Genomic DNA, 583 nt, shown 5'->3' with positions numbered 1-583 from the left:
TTGTATTTGCAAGTCATTCTATCCGAGACTTTGTGCCAGAGGATGCAAGTGTAGCAGCAGTAGAAAAAATTAAGACACTCTTTGAGCTTACGCAGTACAAATTTATTATGCAACAAGACAGCAACAACCTAGATATGTTACGACGAGTGTTTGCAGGGCAAATCAGTACAAGTGAACTGAATGAAATACCGTTTTTACCAACAGGAGATGTGCTCTTATGTATCAGTGCCGTGAAGAACATTTTATTTAAAGTCGATGTGACAGAAGAAGAGTTAGCGGTATTTGGAGGAGGGGCGTAATTCATGCATCTTGTACTGAAGATGATTCCGAAAAAGTGGCTGATAGTGATTGCTCTGAGTCTACTTTTTCTCCTTGGAACTTTTCTTATAGGAGCTACAATGACACTAATTGGTGGAATGGAAGGGAATAAAAAGCAAGGGGATATTACATACCCAAAAGGTGGTATGGGGACAGCAAATGTTTCGGCTGAAGTGTTGAAATGGGAACCTACCATTCGGAAGTATGCGCAGGAATTTGGTGTAGAAGCGTTTGTTCCATTAATGTTGGCTCAAATGATGCAGGA

The 583-nt window shown here is 40.5% G+C and carries 2 pseudogenes; both read left to right on the top strand.

Going from position 1 to position 583, the window contains the following annotated elements:
• Positions 1-299: pseudogene (locus ORL93_RS30940) on the top strand (VirB4 family type IV secretion system protein); the annotation flags it as partial.
• 3 nt (positions 300-302) lie between these two features.
• Positions 303-583 (top strand): annotated as a pseudogene (locus tag ORL93_RS30935) (bifunctional lytic transglycosylase/C40 family peptidase); the annotation flags it as partial.

Origin of the sequence: Bacillus sp. DHT2 (genome assembly GCF_026241455.1) — a bacterium.
In the GTDB taxonomy this organism is placed as follows: Bacteria; Bacillota; Bacilli; order Bacillales; family Bacillaceae_G; genus Bacillus_A; species Bacillus_A pseudomycoides.
This window is presented reverse-complemented; position numbering and strand designations above follow the sequence as displayed.